21 protein-coding genes are annotated in these 25,989 nt (G+C 32.9%); 14 read left to right on the top strand and 7 right to left on the bottom strand.

Translation table 11 applies throughout. The features are described 5' to 3' along the window. Positions 1-124 precede the first annotated feature (124 nt). The 4 genes from ED556_RS03945 to ED556_RS03930 are packed head-to-tail and all read left to right on the top strand — an operon-like array spanning position 125 to position 2,451. Positions 125-1,225: a serine hydrolase domain-containing protein gene (locus tag ED556_RS03945; protein ID WP_296319558.1), complete on the top strand. Its 1,101-nt coding sequence runs from the start codon at positions 125-127 to the stop codon at positions 1,223-1,225. Positions 1,226-1,236: 11 nt separating this feature from the next. Further along, positions 1,237-1,566, top strand: coding sequence for a hypothetical protein (locus tag ED556_RS03940; RefSeq protein ID WP_296319557.1), 330 nt, complete (start codon positions 1,237-1,239; stop codon positions 1,564-1,566). After that, positions 1,556-2,131 carry a sigma-70 family RNA polymerase sigma factor gene (locus ED556_RS03935; protein ID WP_296319556.1) on the top strand — a complete coding sequence of 192 codons (576 nt, stop codon included), beginning with the start codon at positions 1,556-1,558 and terminating at the stop codon, positions 2,129-2,131. Before ED556_RS03940 ends, ED556_RS03935 begins: the two co-directional genes overlap by 11 nt. After that, the gene (locus tag ED556_RS03930; protein WP_296319553.1) at positions 2,128-2,451 is read left to right on the top strand and encodes a hypothetical protein; all 324 of its coding nucleotides are present in this window, start codon (positions 2,128-2,130) and stop codon (positions 2,449-2,451) included. Before ED556_RS03935 ends, ED556_RS03930 begins: the two co-directional genes overlap by 4 nt. Here the strand turns inward: ED556_RS03930 and ED556_RS03925 are convergent, their stop codons facing one another. Beyond that, on the bottom strand, positions 2,452-3,303 hold the full coding sequence (locus ED556_RS03925; RefSeq protein WP_296319550.1) for a winged helix-turn-helix domain-containing protein: 852 nt from the start codon (positions 3,301-3,303) through the stop codon (positions 2,452-2,454). Between the two features lie 131 nt (positions 3,304-3,434). Here ED556_RS03925 and ED556_RS03920 point away from each other — a divergent pair, with 131 nt between their 5' ends. Next, positions 3,435-4,019 carry a YceI family protein gene (locus tag ED556_RS03920; protein WP_296319548.1) on the top strand — a complete coding sequence of 195 codons (585 nt, stop codon included), beginning with the start codon at positions 3,435-3,437 and terminating at the stop codon, positions 4,017-4,019. Continuing rightward, positions 4,019-4,600, top strand: a complete 582-nt coding sequence (locus ED556_RS03915) for a hypothetical protein (protein WP_296319547.1) — start codon at positions 4,019-4,021, stop codon at positions 4,598-4,600. The genes ED556_RS03920 and ED556_RS03915 overlap by 1 nt, the downstream gene beginning before the upstream one ends. 6 nt (positions 4,601-4,606) lie before the next feature. Here ED556_RS03915 and ED556_RS03910 read toward each other — a convergent pair whose 3' ends face one another. Beyond that, entirely contained in the window at positions 4,607-5,533 is a 927-nt protein-coding gene (locus ED556_RS03910) for an LD-carboxypeptidase (protein ID WP_296319544.1), read from the bottom strand. A gap of 260 nt (positions 5,534-5,793) precedes the next feature. Here ED556_RS03910 and ED556_RS03905 point away from each other — a divergent pair, with 260 nt between their 5' ends. The 5 genes from ED556_RS03905 to ED556_RS03885 all read left to right on the top strand — a co-directional run bounded on the left by ED556_RS03905 (position 5,794) and on the right by ED556_RS03885 (position 14,418). Further along, positions 5,794-7,251 carry a DUF1800 domain-containing protein gene (locus tag ED556_RS03905; RefSeq protein WP_296319543.1) on the top strand — a complete coding sequence of 486 codons (1,458 nt, stop codon included), beginning with the start codon at positions 5,794-5,796 and terminating at the stop codon, positions 7,249-7,251. Between the two features lie 12 nt (positions 7,252-7,263). Continuing rightward, positions 7,264-8,868 (top strand): DUF1501 domain-containing protein, encoded by a 1,605-nt coding sequence (locus ED556_RS03900; protein ID WP_296319541.1) that lies wholly within the window; start codon positions 7,264-7,266, stop codon positions 8,866-8,868. Positions 8,869-8,971: 103 nt separating this feature from the next. Then, positions 8,972-11,050 (top strand): methionine--tRNA ligase, encoded by a 2,079-nt coding sequence (gene metG / locus ED556_RS03895; protein ID WP_296319538.1) that lies wholly within the window; start codon positions 8,972-8,974, stop codon positions 11,048-11,050. A 53-nt stretch (positions 11,051-11,103) separates the two neighbouring features. Beyond that, positions 11,104-13,515 carry a hypothetical protein gene (locus ED556_RS03890; RefSeq protein WP_296319534.1) on the top strand — a complete coding sequence of 804 codons (2,412 nt, stop codon included), beginning with the start codon at positions 11,104-11,106 and terminating at the stop codon, positions 13,513-13,515. Next, positions 13,516-14,418 carry a histone deacetylase gene (locus ED556_RS03885; protein WP_296319532.1) on the top strand — a complete coding sequence of 301 codons (903 nt, stop codon included), beginning with the start codon at positions 13,516-13,518 and terminating at the stop codon, positions 14,416-14,418. Between the two features lie 208 nt (positions 14,419-14,626). On the opposite strand, the gene ED556_RS03880 is transcribed toward ED556_RS03885, so the two are convergent. Beyond that, positions 14,627-16,483 (bottom strand): tetratricopeptide repeat protein, encoded by a 1,857-nt coding sequence (locus tag ED556_RS03880; protein WP_296319530.1) that lies wholly within the window; start codon positions 16,481-16,483, stop codon positions 14,627-14,629. A 189-nt stretch (positions 16,484-16,672) separates the two neighbouring features. Here ED556_RS03880 and ED556_RS03875 point away from each other — a divergent pair, with 189 nt between their 5' ends. From ED556_RS03875 to ED556_RS03865, 3 genes are all read left to right on the top strand, one after another. Beyond that, positions 16,673-17,512 carry an AraC family transcriptional regulator gene (locus ED556_RS03875; protein WP_296319528.1) on the top strand — a complete coding sequence of 280 codons (840 nt, stop codon included), beginning with the start codon at positions 16,673-16,675 and terminating at the stop codon, positions 17,510-17,512. A gap of 293 nt (positions 17,513-17,805) precedes the next feature. Next, positions 17,806-18,354: a peroxidase-related enzyme gene (locus ED556_RS03870; protein ID WP_296319527.1), complete on the top strand. Its 549-nt coding sequence runs from the start codon at positions 17,806-17,808 to the stop codon at positions 18,352-18,354. Between the two features lie 25 nt (positions 18,355-18,379). Next, positions 18,380-18,787 (top strand): plastocyanin/azurin family copper-binding protein, encoded by a 408-nt coding sequence (locus ED556_RS03865; RefSeq protein ID WP_296319525.1) that lies wholly within the window; start codon positions 18,380-18,382, stop codon positions 18,785-18,787. A gap of 73 nt (positions 18,788-18,860) precedes the next feature. On the opposite strand, the gene ED556_RS03860 is transcribed toward ED556_RS03865, so the two are convergent. The 4 genes from ED556_RS03860 to ED556_RS03845 all read right to left on the bottom strand — a co-directional run bounded on the left by ED556_RS03860 (position 18,861) and on the right by ED556_RS03845 (position 25,927). Next, positions 18,861-20,240, bottom strand: a complete 1,380-nt coding sequence (locus ED556_RS03860; protein WP_296319523.1) for a sugar porter family MFS transporter — start codon at positions 20,238-20,240, stop codon at positions 18,861-18,863. A 48-nt stretch (positions 20,241-20,288) separates the two neighbouring features. After that, positions 20,289-21,923, bottom strand: coding sequence for a sulfatase (locus tag ED556_RS03855; RefSeq protein WP_296319522.1), 1,635 nt, complete (start codon positions 21,921-21,923; stop codon positions 20,289-20,291). Next, positions 21,907-23,259, bottom strand: coding sequence for a sulfatase-like hydrolase/transferase (locus tag ED556_RS03850; protein WP_296319521.1), 1,353 nt, complete (start codon positions 23,257-23,259; stop codon positions 21,907-21,909). Before ED556_RS03850 ends, ED556_RS03855 begins: the two co-directional genes overlap by 17 nt. 82 nt (positions 23,260-23,341) lie before the next feature. After that, a complete protein-coding gene (locus ED556_RS03845; protein ID WP_296319520.1) occupies positions 23,342-25,927 on the bottom strand; it encodes a phosphoenolpyruvate carboxylase in 2,586 nt (861 codons plus the stop codon). Positions 25,928-25,989 lie beyond the last annotated feature (62 nt).

Raw genomic sequence — 25,989 nt, 5'->3', positions numbered from 1 at the left:
TATAAAGGTATTGATTCTAAAAAAACTAGACCCTAAAATTATTTTGTAACCTTTTTTAGAGTCGTCTTGTCCAATGATTGTGAATTCGCATAAACACAATTTAAACTTTTAAAATCATCAAAAAATGAACACTTTAAAATCATATTTAATTATCTCTGCTTTGACTCTAACTAGTTTAGTTTATGGGCAGAAAAATTCAAATCTTATAGAAGTCCCTGACGGAAGAACTATTTCTGCCGAAACTTTAAACCAACATATCAGTAAAGCTATGGATTCCTTAAAATTACCGGGTTTGTCAATAGCTATAGTTAATGGCAATAAAATAGCTTACCACAATACATTTGGTGTCAAAAACAATAAAACTAAAACACCAGTTACAGCTGCAACCATTTTTGAAGGCGCATCATTATCTAAACCATTATTCGCATATTTCGTAATGAAGATGGTAGAAGACGGCAAAATAGATTTGGACAAACCTATTTACCCATACTTAGAACCTATTTTTCCTGAAGGCACTGTTGAAGAGAAATCACTTGAGTATTATAAGCGCTTAACACCTCGTATTATTTTATCTCATGGCACTGGTATTCCTAATTGGGTAAGAGGCGAGCCTATTAAAATTGCTTTTAAACCAGGTACAGATTTCTCATATTCTGGTGAAGCTTATCAGCATTTAGGGGCAGCATTTGCCCTAAAACAAGGCATAGATTGGGGCTCAAAATTAGATTCACTTTTTATTAAAGAAGCTGCTATACCTATTGGTATGGATAGAACCCTATACACTTGGGATTCGAAATATGAAAATGCTGTAGCTAATGGACATCTAAAAGGTAACGTCAATTCAAAAATAAATAGATTTAAAAAAGTAGGCCCAGGTTTTAGCTTGCACACTGATGCAGAAGATTATGCTCTGTTTCTTATAGAAATGATGCATCCCAAAAATATTACAGAAGCTACCAGAGACGAAATGCTTAAAACGCACAATCTCTTTAAAGAAAATAACGCGCTATACATAGAAACTGGACAAACAGGTTGGGGTCTTGGGTTCGCACAAAAACCCACTCCTAATGGCTTAATGCATTTACATACGGGCAACAATCAAGATTTTCAAGCATATACAATGTTTATTCCTGAGCAGGATTATGGTTTTGTTATGTTTGCTAATTCCGACAATCTATTCCCATTCTTAGAAAAACTAGAAGAACTAATAGGAGAACATTTTTAAAATTAAAAACTATGAAAAATTATAATGAAGCCATCGTATTTACGGCTATAATAGTAGCGCTGCTACTAATTGTTTTTATCATTTCTCGCTACACATATTTAATAAAAAAAGAAATGATAAACCAGGGCATTTATCTCGAAAACAGAACCGTAAAATATAAGTATTTGGATATTGGTTGTATTGTTTTTGGCTTGGGTATTGGCTTAATGGTATCGTCCATCTTTACATCAATGACACTTTCTGAAGACACCACAGATCTTTTGGTTTGGGGAACTATTTTAATCTTTGGAGCAGCTGGTTTGGTAGCAGCACATTTCATCAGAAAAAAGCTTGAAGACTAAACCTCAAATAGAAGACTACGAATTAATTCGTAACACAATAGAAGGTGACACAACTGCTTTTAGACAATTGGTCTACAAGTATAAAGACGTGTCGCTTTCTCTTGCGTATTCGATTCTGAAAAATAAAGCACAATCAGAAGATGTACTTCAAGATGCGTTTATTAAGGTTTTTAACAAACTAGATACGTTTAAGTTTAAATCTTCTTTTTCAACTTGGTTGTATAGAATAGTCGTAAATACAGCTTACAATGAGTTAAAAAAACAGAAACCTAAGGTTTCTATTGACGATACCATCAACGAAGGTCTGTTAACACCAGCCGAGGACGAAGACCATTTAAAAGAAAAAGACCAAAAACGCTATATCAATCTGGCTTTGGAACGCATGAGAATAGATGAGGCGTTGGTTTTGCGATTATTCTATTTATGCGAATTAAGTATTAAAGAAATAGAAGCAATTACCAAGTTTAAAACCTCTAAAATTAAAATTGATTTACATCGCGGAAGAGAAAATTTAAGCTTCCAGCTTAAGCAATTATTAGGGAATGATATAAAACATTTATTATGAATGAAGAGCAATTCAAAAAAATTATAAAAAAGAGTAATCTTGAAACTTCAGATGACTTTATAAATAACCTAATGTCGACTATTGAAGTCAATAAAGAACGTAAGAAGGCATTAAACAAGTTATTTAAAATTACCTTATTTACTGTGGCAGTCGTAACCGCTGTGACATCATTTATTATGTTTAAGTATTTAGGAGATAAAAACGGGTTAGTTGTTATTTTTACGAGTATTCCTAAAACACCAATATTCGTTGTTTTTATGGTAATAACACTGGGCTACATAAACTCATTTATTAGATTGAATGAGCGAAATCGGGGATAATTATTTTAGTTCTAACTTATAACCTACACCATGAACATTAGTCAACTTTATAGAAGCATCGCTCTTTAGCTTTTTCCTTAATTTAGAAATGTAAGTATCCAAGCTTCTTCCAACAAAAACACCATTGTCTTCCCATACACGCTTGGTTAACTCGTCACGCTTTATAACTTCATTAGGTCTAGAAACAAATATCTCTAACAACTCGCACTCTTTTTTAGATAGATTAATTTCTTCTGCTTCTTTAATAAGTTTATTCTGGTCGGCATAAAACTTAAAACTTCCAATCTTAATAGCCGTTTCAGTTTTATTTTCCTTGTCATAATTACGTCTTCTGTAATAAAATATAATTCCTAAAAAGCATAAACCAATTAAGGCAACTAACAGAATTAGTATTGAATTACTAGAACTTGAGTTTTTAGTATTAATAAGCCTTACCTCAATATTGTAACAGGCTTTTGGTAAAACTCTACTGATACACGGAATGATTGTATTCTCTTCATTAAGGCTCACTTCATAGCTATAAGCAACTTCATTATCAACACATTGAATCACCTCTACACGATAATCTTTGGTAAGTGTTGTTTTTTGAAAATTCTCTCTAAAAATTTCTACTAAATCATCAGGCTCAAAAGTCAATGGTTTTTGAAATGATAACCTAAACTTTGATTTCTCTATGGCAACCACAGGTAATATTAATGATGTTGAATCTTTATTAACTAATAACAGCTGATTACCTACTTCTCGGAGTACCACTTTTATATGTTCGGTAGAAGAATCTTCTTTTTCATCTGCACAGGAAAGCACAAATAAAAATAATAGAGGCATTACATACTTAAATAGGTTTCTAATCATAACAGAATGTAAATAACATACAATTTCATGACATTTTGCAACTGTTGACACTTCTTTTACAATTTTTTGACACTCTCAAATGCAGTCCATTCTAGTTTTACCAAAAAAACAACATCTAAAAATAAGTAATCATGAAAAAACGAACATTCCTGATCATTCTAATAATTTCTAATCTTGCTTTATGTCATTCTCAAACTTCAGAAAAATTAAACATCAATACCTCAACCAGTGAAATAAAATGGACTGGTGAATATGCATTCTATTTTGGAGGTCATAAAGGTATTATTGACTTTAAAGAGGGTCACTTTTTAAAAGAAAATGAAGTCATTTCTGGAGGTGAGTTTATAATTGATATGAATACTATAGTATGTACTGATAACGATGAAATTGATAAAGACTCTGGCTTAGTAAATCATCTCAAAGACCCCGATTTTTTCGACGTTAAAAAATATCCAATAGCCAAGCTTGTTATTACTAGTGTTTCTTACCATAATGCCACACAAATGAAAATATTTGCAGATCTTACTATAAAAGATATTACCTTGCCTATACACTTTGAAGCCAAAGTCAATTACACAAAGAAAGAAATGACTACTCGATTTAAAATTGACCGCACGCTCTGGAATATTACTTATAATTCTAAAGAGGTCGAAGGAAAATTAAAAGACGGTCTAATCTCTGATGCTATTGGGTTTGAAGTAAAATTAAGCCTGTAATGAAACCACTAACCTTTATCATCATTTTTCTAAATACATTAATAGTGTTTAGTCAAACAGAAAAAAATGAAACTATCCTAATAGCTAACAATACATGGTCTAAAGAATCCTTAAAAATGCCCCTAAGCTTTGCTCCTGGAATCGAATACGAAGGCATTGAGGATATTAGATTTGCTGAAGGTTGGTCTAAAAAGGATAGGCCTGATTTTTGGACCTACGTTTTTGTTTGGCATATAAAGGGTATCCAAAAACAAACCATAGAAAATCTAGAACAGCATTTGAAATTATATTTTGATGGGTTGATGCTTTCGGCAAACAATGATGAAGAAAAAATACAAGGAGCTTCAGTTTTGTTTATAGAAAATCCGAATAAGCCCTCGAGCTTTATTGGTAAAATAAAAACTTATGATAGATTTCATACTAAAGAAGTTATCTCGCTAAATTGTACTGTCGATGCTCATTATTGCGAAACTAGCAATAGGTCTACAATTGTATTTAGACTTTCCTTAAAACCCCAAAAAGATAAAGTGTGGCAGAAGTTGCAAGAGGTTACAGTTCGTGATGGTATTTGCAAAAACTAGATGTTTTTAGTTTTTAAAAACTATAGAAGATTCGGTTTTAGAAACATCTAATTCTATAGTTCTGCCCAATACTAAAGCTCGATTATCTTTTTCATGACCTGCAGGCATATTAAAAGCTATAGGGAAGTCGTATTCAGAAAGTGCATCTAAAATTAATTGTTCAATTGATGTGCCCCATAGTGTTGTATTCTTTCGTAGCTTAGACATATCACCAACAATAAGACCATTTAGTTCCTCGAAATAGCCAGCACGCTTCATACTTTGCAACATTCGGTCTATATGATATTTGTATTCACCGATTTCTTCAATAAACAAAATTTTACCAGCTGTATCAATACTCTCATTAGAGCCTAACATAGTATGCAACATGGTTAAGTTTCCGCCTACCAACTGCCCAGATGCTTTGCCTGCCTTATTATAACTAGAACCCTCTAGAAGGTAATTAGTAGGGTTTCCAAACAACACGGACTTAAATGTAGCTATTGAATTTTTTATCTCATCTAAGTCCTTTGTTAAGCTTACACACATCAACGCATGAAATGATTCATACCCATTGTTATGCATCTGGTTATGTAAAGCGGTAATATCACTATACCCAATTAACCATTTAGGGTTTTTCTTAAATTTTGTATAATCCAGTTTGTCTAAAATTCTTACCGTGCCGTAGCCTCCACGTGCACACCATATAGCGCTAATGCTTGGATCATCCAAAGCTTTTTGCATGTCTTCACATCGTTCATCATCAGTACCTGCAAAATGATTAGCTGTGCTAAAAACATGTGTTCCAACCACACTATACAAACCCCAACTTTTTAATAAATCTATAGCCTGTTGCACTTCTCGTTCTCTGTTTTTGAGAATACCTGATGGTGCAACTATAGCAACAGTATCGCCTGCTTTGAGATAAGGTGGTTGAATTAATTTGGAACTCATTTTCATAGAATTATCAGAGTGGCTTTGAGCATAAGTAGTTGTATTAAAATTCAAAATTAAACTTACGAATACAACAGCTAAATAATGTCTCAAAATCATAATACCTCCTTTTTTGTAAATATAAAAAGTATAATACAACTATACTGAAATCTTAAAATTTAACGTTTTTTAACGAAAAAACATCCAAAAGTCTTAATTAAACCGTAGATATTCAGTAGATTAAAAAACCAAATCTATTTTTCAACTTAAAATTTCAACTTATGGCTGTTACTACATCCTGTAATTCTAGCACTATTCAGCCTTATATACCGTCAGCAATAAACCCTTGGGATGAAGCAAGGGTTAGACATGCTTATAGACGTATTGGATATGATGCGAGTAAAGCTATGGTTACTGCCGCCTTAGCTATGTCTCCAAATGACTTTATTGACCAATTGGTTGATGAGGCATTTAACGAACCTAACTGGCCAACACCTGTTTGGGCAGACTATACAAATCATGATTATGATAATTTAGGACTTGATTTTGAGGAAGAAACTCAAAATAATCATCATGAATTGCGATTAGAAGTTATAAACAAAATGCAAAATAATGGTTTAAAAGGACGCTTAATATTGTTTTGGAGTAACCATTTTGTAACTGAATTAGAGAGTTATTTTGCGAGTAATCTGCTTTATGAATACTATCATACACTGGAGCGTCATGCCCTAGGTAATTTTAGAGAATTTGTATATGATATAGGTAGAACAAGTGCAATGCTTGTATACCTCAATGGTTTCGAAAACACAAATAACAGCCCTAATGAAAATTATGCCAGGGAATTATATGAACTTTTTACACTTGGTGTAGACAATGGATACACACAGCAAGATATTGTTGAAACTTCTAAAGCATTAACTGGATTTAATCACAGAGTCAATTGGACTTACCCTATCAATTACGACTCTAGCACATTTGATAATTCTGTCAAGACTATTTTTAATCGTGAAGGAAATTGGGGTTATGACGAGGTCATTGCCATTTTATTTGAAGAAAAATCGCCATTAATTGCTCAATTTATTTGCCGAAAATTATATACATATTTCATTAGCCCTGAACCAAATGAAGTTGTTATTTCTGCTATGGCAGATAGTTTTGGGGCAGATTTTAATATCGCTAATGTTCTTAAACTATTATTCAAAAGTGAACATTTCTTTGATGAAAAATCATTGGGAACTAAAATTAAAAGCCCTTTTGACCTAACCATGTCGTACTTAAAAGTTACTGGTTTCACTATGCAACCAGATTATTTAGATGCTTTTGTTTGGTATAATAATATGATGGGGCAATATTTATTTAATCCGGTAGACGTAGCTGGATGGCAAGGCGATAAAGATTGGATAAACTCTAGTACTATTACGATTAGATGGCAAATATTCGAATGGATTATATGGCACACTTTGAATGAGTTTACAGAAGAATTAAGAACATTTGCTATAGAGAGTTCTGGTGATAGTAATGACCCATATATTATTACTAAAAGTATCATAGATCGTTTTGTCCCACTTGAGCTTTTTACTCCAACCGATTATCAAATAGCAACAGATATATTTAAACATAATATCCCACAAAACTATTATGATGATGGTTCATGGAACTTACAATGGGATACAGTACCAAATCAAGTCGTATTGCTTTTATTTCATATTATTAAAATGCCCGAATTTCAACTAATTTAATACCTGCTTATCATGTGCAACAACCATAATTACAAAAAACATCATCACGAAGGTAATCTTCATGATGAAGAACATAAAAAATGGAATAGACGTTCATTTCTGCAAGCACTTGGATTGGCAGGTGCAGGAACTATGATGGTAGGTGGAATGCCATTATCAGCATCTAACAGCTCAAGACTGGCAGCTGCAATACATCAATCTGAAACAGATAGAATTTTAGTATTAATTCGCTTAAAAGGTGGAAATGATGGCCTCAATACAATTGTACCAATCTATGATTATGACACCTATGCCTCTTATAGACCAACTATAAAACATGATCTTGGTAGAATTACTAATCTTGGGCCAGATTTTGGTATTCCGGACTTTATGAATCCTCTTTTAAACCTTTGGGATAATGGTGCCATGAAAGTTATACATGGTGTTGGTTATGAAGATTCTAACCAATCTCATTTTGCTGGTTCTGATGTTTGGGCTTCAACAGATCCAAGCGGTACAGAACAAACTGGTTTTTTAGGTAGATACTTTGAAAATCTCTATCCAGATTATTTAACTAATCTTCCAGATATTCCTGCTGCTATACAAATTGGAAGTATCGGAAATCTCATTTTTGATGGCGACTCTACAAACTATGCATTTTCAGTTGCAAACCCTGATCAATTAGAATCAATTGCTGAAAATGGTACTGTGCACGACATTAGTAATTTACCAGAATGTATTTATGGCGAACAGTTAAAGTATTTACGAACCACTACGAACACCACTTATCAATATGCAGGCACAATTCATGATGCCTACGCTAGTGCATCTAGTAATCCTAATTACACAAATACTAATTTAGGTAGACAGTTATCAATAGTCTCGAGATTAATAAAAGGGAACCTAGGTACAAAAGTGTATTTAGTTACTCTAGGCGGATTTGATACGCATGCAAACCAAGTTGATGACCATGAAAGCCTACTAACTGATTTGTCAAATTCGGTAAACGCTTTTTATGACGACTTGGCTTTAGCAGGGTTAGATGATAAAGTATTATCAATGACGTTTAGTGAATTTGGTCGTCGTGTTTATGAAAATGGTTCTAACGGTACTGACCATGGAACTGCTGCGCCACTTATGCTATTTGGGCCTGCTATTCAAGGTAATGGATTTATAGGACAGCATCCTAGTCTAAGTAATTTAACTAATGGTAATTTAGAATACCAACAAGACTTTAGAGAAATTTATGCAACAGTTATGTCGCAATGGTTATGTTTAGACAATAACTTAGTTAATAGTGCACTACTTAATGGCAATTACAATACTATTGACCTAGGTTTTAATTGCAGTGCAACCACCATTGATGACTTTAATATGGAAAGATTTAAACATTTTGTGACCTATCCACAAGGTGATACTATTATAAATTTTTTGAATCCATTTACTCAGCACACTGTAGTAAAACTCTATGATATAACAGGTAGAGATATAGCAACACTCAAAAATGAAATGCTAATATCTGGTGAGCATAGCATAAGTATCAAAAATACAATTAAACAGCGGTTAAGTGTCGGACAATACATCTATAAAATATCAGTAGGGAATAAAAATTTTAGTAAATCTTTATTCATAAGATAGTTGAAATTACAAATCCATAATAGTTTGGTTTAATAATTCAGTTCTTAAAAAATTTTGATTGTAATGTCGTAGTTTTGTGTTTCTAAAAAAACATACGCTACCAATGTCTAAAAGATATACTATAACCGCAGCATTACCGTATACAAATGGCCCAATACATATTGGACATTTAGCAGGCGTATATGTACCTGCCGATATATATTCAAGATATTTAAGGTTAACAGGGAATGACGTTGCATTTATTTGTGGTAGTGATGAACATGGTGTGCCTATAACCATAAAAGCAAAAAAAGAAGGAGTTACGCCACAAGATATTGTAGACAAGTATCATGCTATAATAAAAACATCATTTGAAGATTTTGGAATTTCATTTGACAATTACTCCCGTACATCCGCAAAAATTCATCATAAAACGGCTTCTGAATTTTTTAAAAATCTTTATGATAAAAATGAGTTTGTAGAAGAAGTTTCAGAACAGTTATACGACGCAGATGCTAATCAGTTTTTAGCTGATCGTTTCGTTATTGGTACGTGCCCAAAATGCGGTTATGAAGAAGCCTATGGAGATCAATGCGAAAACTGCGGTACAAGCCATAACGCCACAGATCTAATAAACCCGAAATCCGCTATTACAGGGAACGCACCTACCCTAAAAGAAACAAAGCATTGGTTTTTACCTTTAAATAAACATGAAGCGTTTCTAAAGGAATGGATTTTAAAAGGGCATAAAAAAGATTGGAAACCAAATGTCTATGGCCAAGTGAAATCGTGGATTGATGATGGTTTAAGACCAAGAGCTGTAACAAGAGATTTGGATTGGGGTATTCCTGTCCCAGTTGAAGGTGGCGAAGGCAAAGTACTTTATGTTTGGTTCGATGCACCAATTGGATATATCTCCGCAACTAAGGAATGGGCTAAACGAGTAGGAAAAAATTGGGAGGATTACTGGAAAGATAAAAACACCAAACTCGTGCACTTCATCGGCAAGGATAATATTGTTTTTCATTGTATAATTTTCCCCTCAATTCTGAAAGCCGAAGGTTCATATATATTACCCGAAAATGTACCTGCAAATGAATTTTTAAACTTAGAAGGCAACAAATTATCTACATCAAAAAACTGGGCTGTTTGGCTACCCGATTATTTAATTGATTTTCCTAACCAACAAGATGTTTTACGTTATGCATTAACGGCCAATGCTCCCGAAACTAAGGACAACGATTTTACATGGAAAGATTTTCAGGCCAGAAATAATAATGAGCTTGTTGCTATCTTTGGCAATTTCATTAACCGCGTCGCAGTGCTTACCAATAAATATTACGGCAGTGAAGTTCCTGAGCCATCAGATTATAAAACTATCGATGAAGAAACACTAGCAGCGCTAAAAGCTTATCCTGCGGTGATTTCGAGTTCTATTGAGCGTTATAGATTTAGAGAAGCAAGTCAAGAATTAATGAATTTGGCTAGACTTGGTAACAAATATCTTGCAGATGAAGAGCCTTGGAAAAAAGTTAAAGATAATCCAGAACGTGTAAAAACAATTATGTTTGTTGCCCTTCAAATTGCATCTGCACTTTCTGTTTTATCCGAACCATTTTTACCATTTACTTCTCATAAACTTAAAGGTATTCTAAATTCATTTAACAATAGTTGGTCGGATGTTTCTTCAAGCGATATTTTGATACCTTCAGGTCATACATTACAAGAAGGAAAAGCTGAATTGCTATTCAAGCCTATTGAAGATTCAGAAATTGAAAAACAGCTAGAAAAACTTGAAGCTAGTAAAAAAGCGAATGAAGCCGCCAAGAAAACTGTTGAGCCTCAAAAAGAAGAGATTACATTTGATGATTTTACCAAATTAGATTTAAGAGTTGGAACAATTATCGAGGCTGAAAAGATGCCAAAAACTAAAAAACTCTTAGTCTTAAAAGTAGATACAGGTATTGATATCCGCACAATAGTTTCGGGTATTGCTGAAAGCTTCAAACCTGAAGAGGTTATTGGTAAACGTGTTACGGTTTTAATCAATTTAGCACCTCGAAAGTTAAGAGGTACTGAAAGTCAGGGAATGATTTTAATGACCGAAGACGAAACTGGTAATTTGGTGTTTGTAAATCCTGATACTTCCACTTCTCACAATAACGGCATAGAAGAGATTTCTAATGGTTTAAAGATTAGTTAAAGGTAATTAGTTTGGTATATTTTTTGCTGAACTTTGTAAAAACTTACAACTCAATGAAAAACTCTACTTACTTTTTTCTTAGGCCTTTATTCACCATTTTTTTTAATTTAATATTCCTTTTTACTGCTGCTCAAAAGACCTCAAGCATTGTAGATGTTTTTGAAAATTATGTTGAGGCACCCAGAGAACTTGTTTATGTACAATTAAATAAATCGACCTATATCGAAGGTGAGATGATGGGATTCAAGGCTTATGTTTTTGATAAGTTTACCAAAGCACCATCCAAAATGACACGCAACTTATATTGTACTATAAGTAACAAGAACGGCACTGTTATTAAAAAGAAATTAGTAAAAGTTGATGATGGGGTCGCTATGAACACCTTTGATATAGACAGTACCATTGCTTCAGGTGTGTTCACTTTTAAAGCCTATACCAATTGGATGCGCAATTTTGATGAAAACAATCACTATGAACAAACGTTTAAGGTGATTGATGCTGATAACCTTGGCGACATCAAACCCGTTAATCCTAGTGATTTCAAGATTGATTTACAAGTTCTTGGAGAAGGAGGTCATATCCTTTATGGTAGTCAAAATACAATTGGTATTATTGCTAAAAATCAATTTGGGTATGGCATTGCAAATGCCTATGGAAATATTACTAATGCCACAACAAATGAAATCCTGTCGGAATTTCAATTAAATGAAGTTGGCTTAGCCAAGGTTATTTTCACTCCAAATAAAGGCCAGGATTACAATGTGAATCTTAATTTAAATGAACGGAAAATCACTAACAAAATTGATAATATAAAAACCAATGGTCTTATTATGAGTTTAACCGAATTACAAGATAAAGTTAGTATTCAGGTTAGAACTAATAATGAGTCTTTACCAAAATTAAAAAACAAATCATTTAAAATTGGGCTTAATAATGGCAGTGATATTGTTGTTATACCGTTTTCTCTGAGCAAAGATGGCGCCGCCATTTTAAGTTTCCCAAAGGATGAGTTATTCTCTGGAATAAATATATTCACCATTTTTACGAGAGATAACCAACCTATTCTCGAACGCTTATATTTTAATAATACTATTCAGAATAAAAACCTTAATGGAGCCATCGTTACCGCTGTAAAAGATAGCCTAAAAGTCACTTTAAAGCCAAACAATATAGACCCTTCAAAATGGTCTAACTTAAGCATATCAGTATTGCCTTCTAATACAAAATCTTATAATCACCATAACAACCTTCTCTCTCAATTATATATTCAACCTTATGTCAATGGAAGATTAGAAAATGCTGGTGACTATTTTAAATCTAATGATAGGGAAACGGCTTTTAATCTCGATTTATTAATGCTTACTCAAGGTTGGAGCAGTTATAATTGGAGTACCATTTTTGCCGATAACGAAATAGCATACATTTATCCTTTTGAGAGAGGTATTGATATCGTTGCTAATATTAATGGGCAAAAAAATGGCTCCTATATCATTTATCCATTCTCTCAAAATAGCACTCAATTATTTGATGTGCCTAAAGGCGAGGATAGCTTCACTATAAAAAATACGTTCCCAACCGACGATGATATTTTTAGAGTTGGCTATATTGATACTAAGAAAAAAGAATTTAAAGAAAAACCGTCTTTATATCCTCAATTCTATCCGCAAAAATTTCCAGATTTCACAAAGGATTACAATCCAGTGGAAGAGACTTTTACAGCAGTAGAAACCTCTATTAACCCAGATCAAAATACTGCAGCTTGGGAAAATTCCAAAACTAATTTGTTAGATGAAGTTGTTATAGAAGGCACCAAAAAAAATACTAAACTAGAGTCTCTTAAAAATAAGGCCATTAATTCAAGAATTAATGAAATACCTGAAAATATTAAATATAGAAACATGCGATTAGATCTATATCTTCAAATGCTTGGATGGCGTACTGATTTTGATATTTTTACGGGTAATTTGAGTATAACAAATCCTCGTGTTCAAAGAGGAAACCCAGTACCACTTGTATATTTGGATAACGCATTGCTGTCTGGCTCCGGTATAAATTCAGACTTTAGTGTTCTTACTTTCTTGACGATGAACATGATAGACTATATTGAAGATGATCGATATGGAATTGGTGGAGGAATTAGAGGAAATGCTGGATATATAAAGATATTCACTTCTCCAGAGGCCTATTCAAAACCAAGAACGGATAATACAAAAGCTTACGGCATACCACTCAAATTTAGTAAAAACAAACAATTTTATACACCAAAATACCAATACTACAATACCGAATTCTTTAACGAATATGGGACAATTGCATGGGAGCCAAATCTTAAGTTTGATGAAAATGGGTCTAATGAATTCATTTTTTTCGACACCAATACGCCTAATATCACTTTATTTATTGAAGGTATTGTAAATAATAATGAGTATGTTTCTCAACAGATAGAAATTGAAAGCGGAAATTAGGTGCTAAAAATAGCTTATCATCCTATTTACAAACATTCATTACCTCAAGGGCATCGCTTTCCTATGGAAAAGTACGAGTTGTTGCCTCAACAATTACTGCATGAAGGCACTTGTAATAGCAGTAATTTTTTTGAACCCACAATACCAAATGACAAGTATATTTTAGCCGTGCACGAACCAGAATATTACTATGATTTAGTAAATATTACTTTAAATCAAAGAGCGGCCCGCAAAATAGGTTTTCCTTTAAGCGAAGTTTTAGTTGAGCGTGAAGTTATTATTGCTGATGGCACCATTAAAGCAAGCGATTATGCCTTAAAATATGGCGTGGCGATGAATATTGCTGGCGGAACACATCATGCATTTACTAATCGTGGCGAAGCTTTTTGTTTACTCAATGACCAAGCCATTGGTGGCCGATATTTGCAAAATAAAGGGTTGGCTCATAAAATATTAATAGTGGATTTGGACGTGCATCAAGGTAATGGCACTGCCGAAATCTTTAAAAATGACCCTACTGTATACACATTTTCTATGCATGGTAAAAGTAACTACCCTTTTAAAAAAGAGCAAAGTGATTTAGATATAGCTTTAGAGGACAATACTAACGACTCTACATACCTTTCTATTTTAAAAACGACTTTACCTAAACTTATTGAAACCCAAAAGCCTGATTTTATATACTATTTATGTGGCGTAGATATTATCGCTTCAGATAAATTAGGTAAACTCGGCATGACCATTGAAGGTTGTAAAGAACGTGATCGTTTTGTATTGCAGACTTGTAAAGATTATAATCTTCCAATAATGTGTAGTATGGGTGGCGGATATTCATCAGATATTAAAGTAATAGTGGATGCACATGCTAATACATATCGATTGGCACAAGAAATTTTCTTTTGAATTAACAGACACAAAATAAAAGCGCAACTTTGTATTAAGCTGCGCTTTCGAATATTCATCAATAGGTAATTAATCGTTATAATCCCCAAACTAAAATTAACCTACTTTACCAATTGGGTAACCGTGAATAATGATAAAGCTAATTAATGCCTTTTCAATTTGAATTACTAAAAAAGCGGATGGACAAACAAATGGACATTGTAAACGTCTAATTTTCAACAATTTCTGTAATGGGTGTTTTTTTAGAAATACCGAGTTTCTTTCTAAGTCTATATCTATTCTTTATGACACTTTCTGAAGATACACCTAATACATCGGCAATTTCAGAAGTCTTTAAATTTAGTTTTTCGAGAGTAAGTAATCGCTCTTCTGCATTGGTAAGATTGTTATTTAATCTCGCTTTAACTAAGAAATTAGGATAAACCTTTTCAAACTTGTGTTTGAATTGTTTCCAATCTTCTGAGGTAAGTATTTTTGTAGACACTAAATCTTGAAGCTTATCTAGTCTATTTTCTGAAATTTGTTCTGTTTTTAATGCCAACAGTTCTTTCTCTAAAACGTCATGCTCTCTACTCTTTGATACTAATGCTTGCGTATATGATATTAATTCACTTTTATGAAATTTTAATTTTTCTTTCAATTGTTTTGCTCTTTGACGAAAAACATAAAAGGCAATCAAAACAAAACAGATTATTGCGCCTAAAACAATTAAAAGTGTTCTAGTTTTTCCTGTTTCAATAGCTTTTTCTTTTTCTAATATTCTGATATTAGCTTCTTTCTCAGAAATTTCATTTTCTTTTCTTTCAGTTTCATATAACGTTTGATAATAGGAGAATGCATTTGTTTTTTCCTTATTAAATATGGAGTCTTCGACTTTAGTTTTAGCCTTGAAATACTCTAGGGCTTTGTTGTAGTTTTTCTTTTTCTCATTAATCTTACTTAAAATGTCATTAAAACCCATAATTAATGATGTTCCACCCCAAGAGTTTACCTGCTTTAAAGATGCTTTCGCAATTTTTTCGGCAGCATCTAATTGACCGTTTATGTATAAATACTTTGATTCATTCAAATTAAAAAGAAGTTTATGTTGAGTGACCTCTTTTAAACCATTTGCCATCAATTTTGCATCTTCTAAATAGTTTTTAGCTAAAACCATATTATCGTTATCCATATAAAACCCTGCTAAAGCAGAATTAATAACAATGTAAGATCCTTCATAATTAAAATCTTTGTTATGCAACTCTATATATTTTAAGGCATTTAATAGTGCTTTTTCTTGTAATTCTAAACGTCCTGTTTTTCCGTAGTTAATTGATTGATTATAATAGTCAATTGCTAGACCATCGTAATAGTTAATGGATAGTTTCTCTGCTATGACTTTATTTCGTTCTTCTATGGTTTTATTATGAAAGCCATTGACTCCATAAGTGCTTATTATATTAGCTTTAGCATAAAACATATACTGTTTGTCGTCTAGATTTTTGTAATATTGATAGGCAAGATTGAAGTGGTCTATTGCTTTAATATAATTACCCTTTGAGAAATAGGCTTGTCCTGCAAAAAACGTAGCATCTGCAGTATAAATAGAATCTTTATCGGTAAAAATGCCTATTGATTTAGTAAAATTTTCTATCGCTTTATTATAATCTTTTCCATTAAAGTAAGCACTCCCTTTTTTAAGATATAATGAGCCAACAGTTCTTTTATTATCCACACTATCGGTATAGACTTCTAAACTATTTAGCATCTCTAAAACACGATTTGGATTGCCTAATTGATTATTTATTGCAGCGACAGCAAATGTTGCTGCATCTATTGCATCTTTATATTTAGTTTTCTTAATCGCTAAATCGATATAAACATCGGTATAATCTGCATATAATTTAGGGTCTTCATCCCATTTTAAAACAAAAATTAAACTGTCTAGAGCATTAAACTTTATGTTTTCATCCTGTGTAGTATTAATTATATCTATGTAATCTTGAGCAGAGTTTTGAGATACTATTTGCAAAAAGCTCAAAGTAAACACTAAAAGAAAAATGACCTTTTTAAAAAAAGCACTCATTAAAAGAAAGAGTTAAAAAGTAGGTGTTTGTATTAACTAGACTGAGCAAGACCAATGTACCAAGAAAATTTTTAACTTTTGATTCAATCACGGAAAATATAGTACCCGTAAAATGGACAAAAAAATGGACTAGATGTAAATGTTCTGGAAAATCTGTAAGTTTATGGAGGAAAAATTGACAACACCTATATGATTCAAAATTTTACTGAATTTTCTACTGGAGCTACATTAAATGTAGCAAATGAAACTCTATTAGAAAGCTTCGCATCTCAAAAACCTATTGGGCTGTATACCTTTTTATGGACGACCTCAAATAAAGCAGAAATTATTGTTGATGGCATTCCTTTTACTTTAGAGTCTAATCGTATTCTGGCATTAACACCAATTCAAAATTTTCAATTTGTAAAAGGTAACAAGATTATAGTCTATCAATTTAATAAAGAGTTTTATTGCATTAAAGACCACGATAAAGAAGTAGGTTGCCATGGCCTCTTGTTTTTTGGAAATGAGTTTGTTCCTATTATTACCTTAGATGAGTTAGAACAAGAAAAGTTTTCGTTTTTGCACCAAGTTTTCTTAGATGAACTGCAAACAAAAGATAATATACAAGCTGAAATGTTGCGAATGCTCATGGCTAGATTTATGATTAAAGCAACCCGTATATTGAAGAATAATTCAGAAAACTTAAGAACACAAGAATCTAAAATTGACTTATTGAGACACTTTAACGTCTTAGTAGAGGCAAACTTTAAAAAAGAGCATAGCGTCTCATTCTATGCAGATAAACTGTTTAAATCTCCCAAAACGCTTTCCAATACATTTTCAAAATTTAATAAAAGTCCGTTGCGAATAATTCATGACCGGATTGTATTAGAAGCTAAACGTCAGTTAATGTATACTGATAAAACCACTAAAGAAATAGCCTTTGATATTGGCTTTGATGACCCATCACATTTAAGTCGCTTATTCAAAAAACTTACATCGGTATCTCCTTCTCAATTTCAAAATCAACTAAAACACATAGGATAGGGAAAAATTGACAAGCCACAAGGAAATTTGTTCATTTTCTTGCCTTGCTTTCCGCCGCATCTTTGCACTGTAATATTAAAACAATGTACAAGATGAATTTAAAACATATATCCATTTTCAATCTCATAGAGATTTTTAGAAAAGGTAACCAATCGATCAAAAACACAATAAGTCCGAAAACACAATAAGTCCGAAAACACATTGTGAGCAAAAACACATTCACGATTTCTATTGTGACAGTGAAAAACCACATGTAAATATTCAATAAACCACAACAATAAAATTTAATAATTATGAGCACATTTAATGTACCAACAAAAGATCAAGTAAGCGAAAATAACCAAGCTATATTTAATCAATTAGAAAAAGGATTAGGCTTTGTACCAAATCTATATGCCACTTTAGCACATAGTGATAACGCATTATCTAACTTTTTAACTTTTGCAAATTCAAAAACCTCTCTTTCTAACAAAGAAAAAGAAGCTATCAACCTAGCAGTAAGTGAAGTTAATAGATGTGTGTATTGTTTGTCTGCACACACAGCAATCAGCAAAATGAACGGTTTTAACGATAGTGAAATCTTAGAATTAAGAACCGGTAAAGCTGACTTTAACTCTAAACTTAATGCCCTAGCAAGATTAGCACAAAACGTAGCAATTAACAGAGGAAAAGTAGATAATGATGTATTAGACAACTTTTTTAATGAAGGCTATACTAAGGAGAACTTAGCAGATGCAATCAATGTTATTGGAGAAATTACAATCACTAATTATTTTCATAACACTACAAAGATTCCAGTAGATTTCCCTGTAACACAACCATTAGAATTACAAACTGTATAACCATTAAAATTTAAACATAAATATCATGAAAAAAATAATTTCAATTTTAGTAATCGCATTATCATTAACTGTAGTAGGTAATGCGCAAGAAAGCATGAAAAAAGATGCTATGATGATGAAAGATTCTAAAGCAACAACCGTGACTTTAGAACAAACCAAAGGTGAGTTTACTCAAAAAGAATTAGTCTTAAATGCAGGTGACTACATCTTTGAGATATCTAATAATAACGTTGGACATAACGTAGGCTTTGTATTAGTACAAAAAGGTAAGGATGCTTCTAACCCAGAAAATCATATTAAAACTGCGTATGTTACTAAAGCGGTAGCAAACAATACGTCTGAGACTTCTAAAGTTACAAGTCTAGAAAAAGGTGAATATGTTTATTTCTGTCCGTTAAACCCAACACCACAATACACACTTACTGTTAAGTAAGTTTAGATTTGGATTAATAATTAGTTAAAAAGCTCCCAAATGGGAGCTTTTTTTATTTGTCTAAATCAATGCGCTATTCCCAAATAGTTTCTATTTCCTCTAAAGTTTTGCCTTTTGTTTCTGGAATAAATTTATAGGTGACCACAATGATCAAAATGATAAATGCTATAAAAATGAAATAAGGTAACGACCCATTCCATGTAGAACTATTATTAACATCACTACCTACTACAATAGGGAAAGATTGGGATACCACATAATTTGCAGCCCATTGAGCTGCTACAGCAACGGACATGGCTACACTTCTTATTTTATTTGGAAACATCTCAGATAACAAGACCCATACAATTGGTCCCATTGACAACGAGAAAGAGGCAATAAAGATTAAAATACCTAAAAGAGATAGAACACCAACAGCCTGTTGTTGAAGTGTAATTCCTAGTAATAAAAACCCCATTATCATTCCTACTGAGCCAATGTATATTAGGGGTTTTCTACCAAATCTATCCACTGTGTACATGGCCACTAATGTAAAGACCACATTAACAAATGCTAAAAGAATTTGTTGTTTTAATACATCTTCTTCTCCAAAACCAAGAGCCTGTTCAAAAATATCGGCTCCATAATACAATACCGCATTAATACCTGTAAATTGTTGAAGAACCGAAAGTACTGTGCCAATAACAATAATAACTAATATCGATTTTGAAAAATAATTTATTTTCTCCGTTGCTGAGTTTTCACTCTTAATGGAGGCTTTAATCTTTATAATATCTTGTTTTGCATTATCTGTATTTTGAATCTTCTCTAACACTTCTAAAGCTTCATCTGTTTTTCCCTTAAGGCAAAGCCATCTCGGACTTTTAGGCACCAAGAATAGTAACGCCAAGAATAGTAAACTTGGAATTAATTCTGACCAAAACATGTGTCTCCAACCAACTGAAATATTCTCTGCCTGAGATAAGTTATCACCTATAAAATATGTAACAAGAAACACACTAAAGAAACCGATGACAATTGCTAATTGATAATACGTTACCATCTTCCCACGAATAGATTCAGGAGAAATTTCAGCAATATACATTGGTGCATTCATAGAAGCAATTCCGATACCTAATCCACCTATAATCCTAAATATTACTAAAACAGTCACTGTTTCTGGGAACAATTCGGGAAGTCCAGAACCATAAGCAGAAATTGCAAATAGAATTGCAGAAATAATAAGGGATTTCTTTCTACCCATAACAATACTTAATCTTCCAGCGATAATTGCACCAACAAAACAGCCTAGTAATGCGCTACCAACAACCCAACCTTTTAACCCATCACTAAGTTCAAAGTATTTGCTTAAATAAAATTGAGCGCCATTGATAACTCCCGTGTCGTATCCAAATAGTAGTCCTCCTAAAGCAGAAATAATGGTAATAAGTAATAGATAGGATTGTTTCTTCATGTTGTTAGTCGTTTATTTAGTTAGGAATTAAAGATCGTTATAATTAAGCTAATACCAACCTAAGTCTTGCAATCGTTTTATGTCTTTATTAATCCAATCTTGGTTTAAGCTGTCCGAGTTATCTTGGTATTGTATTCTAAGTTCTTCTAATCTTTTATGGAGTTTTTCTTGAACTGCTTTATAGTCATGATTTCCATAAACATTATTCATTTCATTAGGATCATTATCAAGGTCGTAAAGTTCCCAAGCTTCAATATCGTAATAAAATCTAATGAGTTTGTATTGTTTGGTTCTTACACCATAATGACGTTTTACCATATGTATTCCAGGGTATTCGTAATAATGATAATATAATGCATCGCGCCAGTTAGAATTGTCACCTTCAAATAGAGGCACTAAACTATTACCTTGTACTTCCTTTGGAATTGAAACACCAGCAACCTCTAAAACCGTGGGTGCAAAATCAATATTTTGAACTAAGTCAGTATTAACGCTTCCTGATTCAACAATATTAGGATACCGAATAAGCAACGGCGTTCTAAAAGATTCTTCATACATAAATCGTTTATCGAACCAGCCATGTTCTCCTAAATAAAACCCTTGGTCAGAAGTATAAACTACCATAGTATTTTCAGAAAGATTATTATCATCTAGATAATCTAAGAGCTTCCCAATATTCCGATCTACACTTTTAATCACTCCTAAGTAATCTTCCATATAACGTTGGTATTTCCATAGTGTAAGTGCTTTTCCTTTAGGTGTATTTTGTTCAAAATCTTTATTAATAGGTCCATACACTTTATGCCATTGCTCCTTCTCTGCCTCTGTTAATCTGTTTAGACGCTCTGTATAACTACTCGTGTACCAATCCAAAAATTCTTCGTAATCCAGTTTTTCTATAATTTCTGGGGCAATTTTATTGTCCATAGTTAAAGCCATATGGTCTGCTATGCGCATTTGGGCATCCGTAGAAGCTTTACTCTTGGTTTTATAATCATCGAACAAGGTTGCTGGCACTGGAATTTTTTTGTATTTAAAATCCTCCAAATCATGCATAGATGGCCACCATTGACGATGAGGTGCTTTGTGATTATACATTAACATAAAAGGTTTGCTTGAATCACGTTGTGTTTCCAAATAGTTAATGGCTTTATCTGTAATAACATCTGTCACATAACCCTCAGTTTTTATTTCTCCTTCAGGTGTTAGAAATTCTGGGTGATAATAGTGGCCTTGATCTGGTAATACTTCCCAATAATCAAACCCTTTTGGTTCAGATTTTAAATGCCATTTACCATAGATTGCCGTTTCGTAACCTGCTTGTTGAAGTAACTTAGGAAATGTGACTTGAGTGGTATCAAAAACATCCAAATTATCACGAACACTATTAAGATGGCTAAACTTACCTGTAAGAGCTACTGCTCGACTAGGAGAACAAATAGAATTGGTTACAAATGCTTTCTGAAACAACATGCCTTCATTTGCCAAACGGTCTATATGAGGTGTTTTGATAAACTTGTCATCGTATGCACTCAATGCTTGATACGCATGATCATCGGTTATTATAAATACAATATTTGGTTTAGTAGATGTTTGAGGATCTGAAGCTTCTTTACAACCAAAGAATGAAATACAAATACAAAATATCCAATAAAAATGCTTCATACTATTTTGTGCGCTCATACTTCCAAGTTTCTATTTTACTTTTAAAATCTTCAACGAGATTTGGATTAGCTTTAGCTAAATTATTATCGTTTCTTGGATCTGTATTCATGTCAAATAAGCCAATAGTTTCAGTAGTTAAATTCCATTGAAAAAACCACTCATTAGTTCTTGCCCAATAGGCTTCTATTTTCATGCCCATCATATCTTCTTCAGAACGCATTTGTGTTGCCTTACCAATTATAATTTCCCTATCGGTTTTATTGGTGTCTTCTATAAGCGTCTTATAAGATTTCCCAAAATAGTCTTTAGGTGTTTCAACATTAATATAGTCTAAAATAGTAGCAGGTATATCTGCACTATGCATTAAAGCTTTAGATATTGCTCCAGCTTTAATTTTGTCTTTCCAAGAAAAAATTATCGGTGTTCTAAACGACTGATCGTAAACTGATAGTTTACCTTTATCACCACCATTATGCCAACGCAAAGAGTCATGTCTAAACTCTTGGTGAGGTTCTTGTTCCCAACCATTATCATTTACATAAACAAACAGCGTTTTGTCAAACTCTTCTTTCTCCTTTAAATATCTTACGAGCTCTCCAACACCATCATCAAACCATGTACAATTGGCATAATAACGTTTAGCCGATTCTGTCATGTCTTTATCCTTATAAATATTGTAGTATTTGTCTGGTGCATCAAAAGGATAATGTGGCAATTCTGGTGCAAACCAGATAAAAAATGGCTGTTCGTTATAGTGTTCTATAAAGTCGTAAACAGGCTGCATAGTTGCTCTAGCCAGTTCTCTACCTTCTCCGCCCATGAACTGTAAAAACCAATCGTTTTTACCTTTATCTTCTTTTTTCCAGCCTTTGGTCATGCCTTCATCAAAACCTCCGTTTTGATAATTAAATTCCCACCATTTACCACCTTGAAAGCTTTTGTAGCCATGCTTTGCCAAGATTCTTGGTAAGGTTTCGAAATGTCTCATAGCATGATGTTTAAAGCCAACAACTGAATCTTCCGGAATTTGCTTGTCTTTAATTAATTGTTCTACTGCCTGTTCATGATTTATTGGTAGTGTTCCAGTCATTAAGGTTTGCAATGATGGTCTACAATGATTTTGCGGTACATAACCTTCAGTGAATAAGGTGCCACTAGCAGCCAATTTATCCATATTTGGAGTTTGTACATAATCTGCTCCCATAAACCCAAAATAGGGATAGCCTTGGTCATCGCCTACCAATAAAATGATATTGGGTTTTTCAATTTCAGTACGTTGTTTTTCTTCCTGTTTAACTTCTTTTTTGCAACCTACAATAGATAAGCAAACAAGAATAAATAGAATAGATCTCATTTTTTGACTTATTAAATTTTAGACTATTTTCTTCATTCAATAAGTTATAATAAATATCCGAGATTATTCCGAAATAAAAACTCTAGGCCGAATTTCTACTCGCATTGATATTACCGAATAACGATCTCGTTACAATCTTCTCATATATCTCTAATTCTGCTTTATCAGGGTTTTGAGATTTATTCAACTCTTGAATTTTCTTTAAAGCGTATTGCTGTATGGTTAATAATGGTAACACAATAGATTCTCTCACATCAATACTTACTTTACCTGCAGGTTCTTCTTGCATCAATTCTTTAAATCCAGTCAACTTTAGAATAAGTCGTTTACTGAGTTTAAATTCTTCGTAAATAAGCTTCCAAAAATCTCCAAACTCTTCATCTTCAGCCATATATTTAGTAAGGTCAAAAAAGGATTTCGCCATTGACATCATACTATTTTCTATTAGTGTTCTAAAAAAGCTAGAGTTTTTATACAATTGCTTCACTCTTTTAAACTCACCTTTATCCTCATAATATTTTAAAGCTGTACCGACACCAAAGAATCCCGGAACATTTTGCTTTAATTGACTCCAACTTCCTACAAACGGGATTGCTCGTAAATCTGAGAATACAAGTTCTGATGATGAGCCTCTTTTAGAAGGTCGACTACCAATATTAGTTTTAGCATAAAACTTTAAAGTGCTCATTCGCTCTAAATAACCAAGGAAATTAGGGTGTTTTTTAAAGTCCGTATATGCTTTATAGCTTATATCTGCTAAGCTATTCATTGTATTTTTATCTACTCTTGATAGCTTAGGATTAGAATCACTCAATCGATTTAAGATTCCAGAACTTATAAGCTGTTCCATATTATATTGAGACGAATCTAGTGTTCCAAAATTAGAGCTTATTGTTTGCCCTTGTATGGTTAATTGTACCTCTTTATCTTCGACAGTAGGACCGAGAGATGCATAGAAATTATGTGTTTTTCCTCCACCACGTGCAGGTGGTCCACCACGACCATCAAAGAAGATCACTGATATTTTGTATTTTCTAGATACTTTAGTTAATGCTTCCTTAGCTTTAAAAATTGCCCAATTGGCCATTAAATAACCACCATCTTTTGTGCCATCACTAAACCCAAGCATGATAGTTTGTTTATTACCTCGCTTTTCTAGATGTGCTCTGTAGGCCTTATTAGAATAAAGTTCATGCATAACATCTGATGCGTTTTCCAAATCAGGTACTGTTTCAAAAAGCGGTACAATATCTACAGGGAAATTATCTTGAAATGCAGTTAATTTTAGCATAGCATATAATTGCATAACATTCAAAGCCGTTTGGTTATTACTAATAATATATCTGCTTGCAGCTTGCTCACCGTTTGAAGTTTGAATTTCTTTTAATGCTTTCATAGTGTTTAAGGTCCTAACTGTGAACTCATCCTTAAACCAATCTATTGATAGCTTACCTTTAATATTAGATAATATTCGTACTTTCTGTTTTGGAGTTTTTTCTGAAAAATCAGCTGGTAGAACATCTGGTGATTTTTTATGCAAAGTTTTTACCACATCCTGAAAAACATCATTATGTTTTCTGCTATCTTGTCTAATATCTAATGCTGCAAAATGAAAACCAAACAACTGCGTCTTATTTATAAGACTTTCAATCTCATTAAGATATAGTGATTGATGGTCTTGTATTACTATTGCTTTAATTTCCTCCAATACATTTTTGAAATCTTCAAGAGTAATAACTCCTTGTGCATTAGGACTAATACTTGCATCATATAATCGACGCTCTAACGACGCTATTATATCCTCAAGACCTCTAAACGTTAACTTACGCTTTAATACCTTTACATCTCTCAGATAATTTCTTAATACCGCCTGTTTCAACTTCATTGCTACTTTTAACGTAGTATCTGGTGTCACAAACGGGTTTCCATCACGATCTCCACCTGGCCAAAATCCAATATTTATAATCTCATTTGGCATCTCAATATCATCGTAAATATTTTGCTGAATGTAATTAAAAATCTTTCCGAATGCATCATAAAATACATGCTCTAAATACCACATAAGGCTTATAGCTTCATCATAAGGTGTTGGTTTTTTCTTTTTAAAGAATGGCGTTTTACCCAGTTGAGCTAGTAAATCATTTATGAGAAGTAAATCGTCATTTTTAATGGCTTCAGTTAAATCTGTTATAATACCTAAAACAGCTCCAGGGTAAAATTGAGTAGGATGGGCAGTAAGTACAATTCTAACTTTAAACTCATTGAAGTATTTGATTAAATCTTGAAGTTTATTTTCAGAATCGGCATTCTCTTTTAAATGTCTCAACGTACCAATACCATCCATATTATTCACTGTCGGGAATGCAGCATCCTCAATAGCATCAAATAATACCACTTGTCGCTCTATATATTGAATAAATCTAAAGAGTAGATTAATCTGACTTTCATGTGTCCGTCTTGCTTGGTATTTCTCAAAAAACGTATTAACAATTGTAGTAGGATCATCTCCCTTTTCATAGCCTTTTTTACATGTCTCATGAAACAGAGGTAATAAAACTCCTGTTTTTGTCACAGCATAAAACGGAAGCGTCATAAAAATGCTGTTGTATATTTTGTATTTGGCTAAAACATTTTGGTTAAAACGTGTCAGTTTAGGTTGTGTTGCCATACTATATTTTTTCCTTTTTTGATAAAAGTAGTAAAGAGATATTAGAACTCATTCTAAATAAG

This window comes from Winogradskyella sp. (genome assembly GCF_003712105.1).
Taxonomy (GTDB): domain Bacteria; phylum Bacteroidota; class Bacteroidia; order Flavobacteriales; family Flavobacteriaceae; genus Winogradskyella.
This window is presented reverse-complemented; position numbering and strand designations above follow the sequence as displayed.

Excerpts from the sequence above, each read along its gene's own strand:
- ED556_RS03945 (WP_296319558.1), top strand. The coding sequence starts at position 125 with ATGAACACTTTAAAATCATATTTAATTATCTCTGCTTTGACTCTAACT.
- ED556_RS03940 (WP_296319557.1), top strand. The coding sequence starts at position 1,237 with ATGAAAAATTATAATGAAGCCATCGTATTTACGGCTATAATAGTAGCG.
- ED556_RS03930 (WP_296319553.1), top strand. The coding sequence starts at position 2,128 with ATGAATGAAGAGCAATTCAAAAAAATTATAAAAAAGAGTAATCTTGAA.
- ED556_RS03925 (WP_296319550.1), bottom strand. The coding sequence starts at position 3,303 with ATGATTAGAAACCTATTTAAGTATGTAATGCCTCTATTATTTTTATTT.
- ED556_RS03920 (WP_296319548.1), top strand. The coding sequence starts at position 3,435 with ATGAAAAAACGAACATTCCTGATCATTCTAATAATTTCTAATCTTGCT.
- ED556_RS03915 (WP_296319547.1), top strand. The coding sequence starts at position 4,019 with ATGAAACCACTAACCTTTATCATCATTTTTCTAAATACATTAATAGTG.
- ED556_RS03910 (WP_296319544.1), bottom strand. The coding sequence starts at position 5,533 with ATGAGTTCCAAATTAATTCAACCACCTTATCTCAAAGCAGGCGATACT.
- ED556_RS03905 (WP_296319543.1), top strand. The coding sequence starts at position 5,794 with ATGGCTGTTACTACATCCTGTAATTCTAGCACTATTCAGCCTTATATA.
- ED556_RS03900 (WP_296319541.1), top strand. The coding sequence starts at position 7,264 with ATGTGCAACAACCATAATTACAAAAAACATCATCACGAAGGTAATCTT.
- metG (WP_296319538.1), top strand. The coding sequence starts at position 8,972 with ATGTCTAAAAGATATACTATAACCGCAGCATTACCGTATACAAATGGC.
- ED556_RS03890 (WP_296319534.1), top strand. The coding sequence starts at position 11,104 with ATGAAAAACTCTACTTACTTTTTTCTTAGGCCTTTATTCACCATTTTT.
- ED556_RS03880 (WP_296319530.1), bottom strand. The coding sequence starts at position 16,483 with ATGAGTGCTTTTTTTAAAAAGGTCATTTTTCTTTTAGTGTTTACTTTG.
- ED556_RS03875 (WP_296319528.1), top strand. The coding sequence starts at position 16,673 with ATGATTCAAAATTTTACTGAATTTTCTACTGGAGCTACATTAAATGTA.
- ED556_RS03870 (WP_296319527.1), top strand. The coding sequence starts at position 17,806 with ATGAGCACATTTAATGTACCAACAAAAGATCAAGTAAGCGAAAATAAC.
- ED556_RS03865 (WP_296319525.1), top strand. The coding sequence starts at position 18,380 with ATGAAAAAAATAATTTCAATTTTAGTAATCGCATTATCATTAACTGTA.
- ED556_RS03860 (WP_296319523.1), bottom strand. The coding sequence starts at position 20,240 with ATGAAGAAACAATCCTATCTATTACTTATTACCATTATTTCTGCTTTA.
- ED556_RS03855 (WP_296319522.1), bottom strand. The coding sequence starts at position 21,923 with ATGAGCGCACAAAATAGTATGAAGCATTTTTATTGGATATTTTGTATT.
- ED556_RS03850 (WP_296319521.1), bottom strand. The coding sequence starts at position 23,259 with ATGAGATCTATTCTATTTATTCTTGTTTGCTTATCTATTGTAGGTTGC.
- ED556_RS03845 (WP_296319520.1), bottom strand. The coding sequence starts at position 25,927 with ATGGCAACACAACCTAAACTGACACGTTTTAACCAAAATGTTTTAGCC.